The 4,552-nt window shown below is 66.8% G+C and carries 4 protein-coding genes; 2 read left to right on the top strand and 2 right to left on the bottom strand.

The genetic code is table 11. From position 1 onward, the window contains the following. Positions 1 to 1,303: GNAT family N-acetyltransferase (locus QZT63_RS11630; RefSeq protein ID WP_290651376.1), on the top strand; the 1,303-nt coding region annotated here is incomplete at its 5' end. On the opposite strand, the gene QZT63_RS11625 is transcribed toward QZT63_RS11630, so the two are convergent. Both QZT63_RS11625 and QZT63_RS11620 read right to left on the bottom strand, forming a co-directional pair. Beyond that, positions 1,300 to 2,286 carry an NADPH:quinone reductase gene (locus QZT63_RS11625; protein ID WP_290651374.1) on the bottom strand — a complete coding sequence of 329 codons (987 nt, stop codon included), beginning with the start codon at positions 2,284 to 2,286 and terminating at the stop codon, positions 1,300 to 1,302. The two genes, QZT63_RS11630 and QZT63_RS11625, sit on opposite strands and share 4 nt — an antisense overlap. A gap of 72 nt (positions 2,287 to 2,358) precedes the next feature. Next, positions 2,359 to 3,042: a haloacid dehalogenase type II gene (locus QZT63_RS11620; RefSeq protein ID WP_290651372.1), complete on the bottom strand. Its 684-nt coding sequence runs from the start codon at positions 3,040 to 3,042 to the stop codon at positions 2,359 to 2,361. Between the two features lie 236 nt (positions 3,043 to 3,278). Here QZT63_RS11620 and QZT63_RS11615 point away from each other — a divergent pair, with 236 nt between their 5' ends. Then, positions 3,279 to 4,436: a ChaN family lipoprotein gene (locus QZT63_RS11615; RefSeq protein ID WP_290651371.1), complete on the top strand. Its 1,158-nt coding sequence runs from the start codon at positions 3,279 to 3,281 to the stop codon at positions 4,434 to 4,436. Positions 4,437 to 4,552: the final 116 nt, after the last annotated feature.

Below are 4,552 nucleotides of genomic sequence, written 5' to 3'. Positions count from 1 at the left end.
CGTTGACGAAGCCGCCGCCCTGTCGGCCGCCTTGCTGGGGGACTTGCTGCGGCGTTACAGCCGCATCGTCTTCGCCACCACCATCCATGGTTACGAAGGCACCGGCCGTGGGTTCGTGTTGCGCTTCCAGCGCACGCTGGAGTCGGAAACCCCGCGCTGGCGTCATGTGGCGCTCAAGGAGCCCATCCGCTGGCGCGAGGGCGATCCGGTCGAAGCCCTGGTGTTTCGGGCGCTCTTGCTGGATGCGGAGCTGCCGGCTGTTGATGCCCCGCGTTTGCCGCCGCCGCAGACCCGGCTGCAAACCGTGGACCGAGATGCCCTGGCGCGCGACGAACCATTGCTGCGGGATGTGTTCGGGTTACTCATCCACGCACACTATCGCACCCGCCCGCTGGACCTGCGCAATCTCCTCGATGGCCCCAATTTGTCGTTGCTGCTGCTGCGCCACGGGGACGCGGTGGTCGCGGCGGCCCTGATCGCTGAGGAGGGCGGTTTCCCGCAGCATGTGGCGCAGGCGATCTGGTCCGGTGCAAGGCGCCCGCGCGGGCACCTGCTGCCGCAGTCACTGGCCTGCCATGTCGGCGTGCTGGACGGCGCCACCTGCCGGGCCGCCCGGGTGATGCGCATTGCGGTCCATCCCGCGCTTCAGGGACGGGGGCTCGGTACGCATCTCATGCAGCGCGTGACCAGCGTCGCCCGCGAGCGGGGTTACGATCTCATCGGTGCGAGTTTCGGCGCGACGGGTGGCTTGCTTCGCTTCTGGGAGAAGACGGGGTGCCGCCCGCTGCGCCTGGGCATGCGGCGCGATGCGGCCAGCGGCACACACTCGGCCCTGACGGTTTGCCCGCTGAATGCCAGGGGTGCGGTGTTCTTCGATCAGGCGCGCGCGCTAATCGCCCGGGATTTCCCTGCCCAGCTCAGTGATCCCCTGCAGGCCGTGGAACCGGCCATCGTGCTGGCTTTGGTTCGGCATCTGAGCCTGCCGGAGCCGGAAGATCGGGACTGGTTGGATGCGGTTGGTTTCGCCCACGGCTACCGGTCGTACGAGGTCTCGCTGGCGGCGCTGCGCCGCATTACGCTGGCAGCACTGGCATCCGGGGCGAGCGCGCAGTTGCTCTCCGCGGTGCAGCAACAGGCCATGGTGGCAAGAATTCTCCAGCAGCGCAGCTGGGCCGACGCCGCGGCCGCCGCCGGACAAAGCGGGCGACCGGCGCTGGTCGACGTGTTACGCGAGGCCATGCGGCTGTTAATCGCCAAACAGGCACCGCTGCATGCCCGGCGCCTGGCGCGAGCGATTGGCTAACCTGTGCTGAGCACAACGTTGCCGATGACCTGCCCCTGTTCCACCAGTTCGTGCGCCTCGGCGATTTCCTCCAGCGGACGCCGTGCCGCGATCCGGTGCCGCAGGGCCCCGCGCTGCAACAGTTGGGTGACCCCGTCGATCGCTGGTTGACGCTGGGCATCCGGCAGGTTGTAGACGATAAAGAACTGCACCAGCACGTTTTTCAAAATGGCCTGGAAGAACGGCAGAGTGACTTCGCCGGCATTGGCGCCATAGGCGACGATCAGGCCATCAGGGCGGATGGCCGCAATGTCTATTGCTGCATTCGCGGCAAACTCAAGCTCGATAATGCGATCGACCCCAATTCCGCCCGTGAGCCCAAGGAGCCGCTCGGCCACGTCCTCGGTGCGATAATTGATCACGACCTCGGCTCCCGCCTCTTGCGCCACTGCGGCTTTCTCCGGTGAGCTCACTGTGGTCGCGATGCAGGCTGCGCCCGCGGCGCGCGCCATCTGAATGGCATACCAGGAGACCGCGCCGGCACCACCGGCAACAAGAACCGTCTGCCCCTGCACGCCGCCGTGGCAGTGCACGGCATGGTAGGCGGTCAGCGCCGGGATGCCGAGACAGGCTCCCGCGTCCGGGGCGACGCCTTCTGGCAGCGGCACAACCTGTTGCGGGGGAAGCACCACGTACTCCGCGGCTGTTCCGTGCGGGCGGCCCCAGGCGGCGTTCCAGACCCACACCCGCTGGCCGGCACGGTGTGCATGCGCGTTCTCGCCGACGGCATCGACCACACCGGCGCCATCGCTATGGGGAATGATGCGTGGAAAGGGCAACGCGCTGCTTCGGGTGCCGGCGCGCGTCTTGACATCGGAGGGGTTCACACCGCTGTAGTGCAGGCGAACCCGTACCTCATCGGGGCCGGGCTCCGGCGTCGGCACCTCGCCGATCTGCAGCACCTCCCGGGCGGCACCGACGCGTTCGTAATAGGCAGCACGCATACGAATTGGGTCTCCGATTGTTGTTAAAGTCGGGGCGGCCTGCCTGATGAAATCAGCGCCGCTGCGCCGAGGTCACGTCACGGTTGTCACGTCACGGTCGATGATGGCCGTAGCCACCTCGTCCATATCCTTGCCGATGATATCGGGGGGCTCGAACAGCGGGTCCAGCACCTGCCCGGGTCGGGCGACAAAGGCGCCAGCCCAGCCCGCATTCATGGCGCCCGCCACGTCCCAGGCGTGAGCGGCCACCAGCCGCATGTCCTGGGCGGTGGCAAGGAGGCTGCGGGCCGCCGTATTGTAGACCTCTGGGGCCGGCTTCAAGCACTGCGCCATGTCCACACTGAGGATCTCCTCGAAGTAGCCGCTGAGCTCCGCGTGGCCAAGCTGAGCCTGCGCCACCTGGGGGGGTGAGTTGGTCAGGGCAACCAGCCGCAGCCCGGCGTCCCTCAGCCTGACCAACGCGGGTGCGACATCGGGGTGGGGCGGTAGCGAGCGCATGCCCCCTGCGATGCTCTCCCGGTCCTTTTGTGTCAGGGTAATGGCGCGGCGCTCGGCGACCTGGGTCAGGGCACACCCGGCGATGGTGGAAAAATCCCGGTAGCGCCCGAGTATCGTCGTGGTCATGGCGGTTTGCAGCACCTGGCCGAACCATTCCCGCCGGGCCGCCGTCGTGCCGAAGACTCGCTCAAAGTGGGGGTCGAGACCGGCAAGATCGAGCAGCGTCTCGTTGACGTCAAAAGCGATAATACGACTCATGGTGCGCTCCTTGGAGAGTGTCTGCCGTTTTGCGCCATGCCGTTGACGGCGAGCGTCCTGACTCACGAGCGCACGCTGAACTCTCACGCCCTGACAGAGTCTGGATGTTAGCGTTGAATGGTAACAGTCTCCGGCCGTCTCTTCCCCCCGGCGCCTGAGCAAGTCAGCGGGATCGTGTTCCGCCGCAATGGGGCGGGGATGCGATTGTCCCTCCCTGAACCCGTGGAGTCATTGCAATGCTGAACCTCTCGCGGCTCGTCGCCGGGATCACGCTGAGCTCTTTCGCGGGCCTGCTGCCCGTGTGGGCCTGTGAGCAACCCGGTCAATGGTGGAGTCCGGGAGAGCACGTGCTGGACGATGGCACGCTGTACAAGGATCTTGCGGCGACCGATGCGGTGCTCCTGGGCGAGCAGCATGACCGCATGGATCACCACCGGTGGCAGCTGTCAACCTTGGCGCAGCTGCGCGCCCACGCGCCGGATTTGGTGTTGGCGCTGGAAATGCTGCCGCGCAGCGCGCAGCCTGCACTGGACGCCTGGATCGCCGGCGAGCTGGACGAGCGGGAGTTGCTGCACGACAGCGGGTGGTATGAACACTGGGGATTTAGCCCGGATCTCTACTTGCCGCTGCTGCACTTCGCGCGGCTTCACGGCATACCAGTACAGGCGGTGAACCTGGAACGCTCCGTGGTTCAGCGTATTGGCCATCAAGGCTGGGATGCCGTCCCGGCGGATGAGCGCGACGGTGTCGAGCCCGCGACCGAACCCTCCGAGCGGTACCTGGAGCGCCTGCACCGGGTTTTCGAGCAACATGCCGAGTTCGGCGCGGCAGAGGACCGCGAGGCGTTCGTGCGCTCGCAACTCGCGCGGGACCGGGCCATGGCGCAGGGCATTGTAGAGGCGCGCGAAGGGCGCGACGGTGAGCCGCTGGTGGTCGCGCTCATCGGCCGCGGGCATCTCGAGTACGGCGATGGCGTCCCGCAGCAACTTCGGGACTTGGGGCTGGAGGCAACGCCGGTGCTGCTGCCAGTGTCCCTGGACGAGCAATGCAGCGAGCTGGACCGCGATCTTGCCCGGGCCGTATTCACAATCGATGACGATCGCCACCAGCTGTCCGTTCTGTCGCTCGGTATCGGCCTGGAGGAGCCCACGGAGGATACAGGCGTTCGCGTGGTCAGCGTAATGGATGATTCGGTGGCTGCCGAGGCAGGCCTGGAGGCGGGCGATGTGGTCGTGGAAGCTGCCGGGAAATCGCTTCAATCACCCGGCGCCCTGCAGTTCATCGTCCACCGCCAGGCCCCTGGCACCTGGCTGCCCTTGACGGTTGAGCGCAACGGGGAAGAGCAGGGACTTGTCGCCCGTTTCCCGCCGCGCATGGAGGATTCAGGACTCTAGTGTCCTGTCCCGCAAATAACGTTACGATTGTCGCGGCCCTGACGGCCCCTGGCGGCGTTGCGCCTCCTCGCCGTAGTCCCCGCTACGCCTCGTCGGCGCGCCTTGCCAGGAACCGT

The organism is Aquisalimonas sp. (assembly GCF_007120195.1).
GTDB lineage: Bacteria > Pseudomonadota > Gammaproteobacteria > Nitrococcales > Aquisalimonadaceae > Aquisalimonas.
Note: the sequence above shows the minus strand (reverse complement) of the source record. Positions and strands in the feature narration are given on the sequence as shown.